At 32.7% G+C, this 1,337-nt stretch carries 1 protein-coding gene; it reads right to left on the bottom strand.

Annotated features, from left to right (window positions below; genetic code table 11):
• The coding region (locus WHS63_RS13055; RefSeq protein ID WP_445205496.1) for a hypothetical protein at positions 1 to 470 on the bottom strand (470 nt) is incomplete at its 3' end.
• Between the last annotated feature and the right edge of the window lie 867 nt (positions 471 to 1,337).

Here is a 1,337-nt window from a genome sequence, read left to right on the forward strand (position 1 = left end):
TGTTCAAAGCTGAAAACCTCGCCTGAATACAACCAACGCTTAAAGCTATATGTCCCGCCGTTTTTAATATACTGCTGATATGCCGATGGAATAAGCGATTGCTGACGGCGAATAAATATTATAATAGTGGCATCAGGAAAAATTGATTTGATTTTATGGGAAATGCTAAAAGAATAGTAACCATAGTGCCACCCATATGTAATAGGAGTTGTTAAAAATTCTGAACTAAAAATGTTAATTTTTTGACTTTTATCAATAGTTCTATTGATTTCATCAATAATTTTTTCCCTATCAAATAAAAAAATATCATTGGTTAAGAAATAATTGTTTGTTTTAAAAAGGTTTATGTAATTTGCATTAGATATTTTAGGGAAAAAATAATTTTGTAACCATTTTGTACCAGTTTTCGAATAACCTATATGTACAAAATTGGATGAAAACTGCTTGGTGGTATTGTTGTTGTTATTCATTTTGCTGATATTCAGTCATATTAAAACTTTGGTAGTAAATTTGATAACTAATTTATAATTTGTAAATATAAGACAAAATGAGAAAAGTTTTTGTACTACTGAGTATTTTCCTGGTTATGGGGAAAATAGTAGTTGCACAAAATGGATGGGAGTGGGTTCATCAATTTATTCAAAATCCTGACCCTAATATCGAAATTTCAAATATTTTTGAAATGGATATTTTTGACATAAAAATATCCAAAAATAATAATGTCTATGTAATTGGTAATTATATTTCTAATATTGAAATCCAAGGGAATAGACAAGTGGGTTATCCTGATCAAAATTCAACATACACAGACATTTTTATTGCAAAGTTTAGCAAAGAAGGGACCTTAATTTGGCTTAAAACAGCTGGAAGTTCTTTACATGATTATCCGGATGCAATTGCAATTGATGATAATGAAAATATTTATGTTTCAGGTCGTTTTCAGGAAGTTATTGATTTTGGTGGAGGAAATACTCTTAGTTCCAGTGGTGCATTTGATGGTTTTATTACCAAATATAATGGATCTGGCTCAGTAATTTGGGCAAAGAAAGTTGCATATGGAACACATGCTGAAAGAGTTTCAGCAATTACTATCGGAAAGGATGGTAATCTTTACGTTGCCGGTATGTCACGAAGCACTTCGTTTACTGTAGGCGATGGAACTAATGGACAAAACTACACCAACGCCGATAGCAACCTCGACCTTTTTACTGCCAGCTTTACCCCTGCAGGTGTTTACCGCTGGTCAAAACAAATTCCTAGCAACAACAATTCATCGCTATTTAGAGCAATCGCAGTGGATGAAACCAATTCGCTCTATGTTGGTGGTGCACTTGCAG

Source organism: Tenuifilum sp. (assembly GCF_037481895.1).
GTDB classification, from domain to species: Bacteria; Bacteroidota; Bacteroidia; order Bacteroidales; family Tenuifilaceae; genus Tenuifilum; species Tenuifilum osseticum.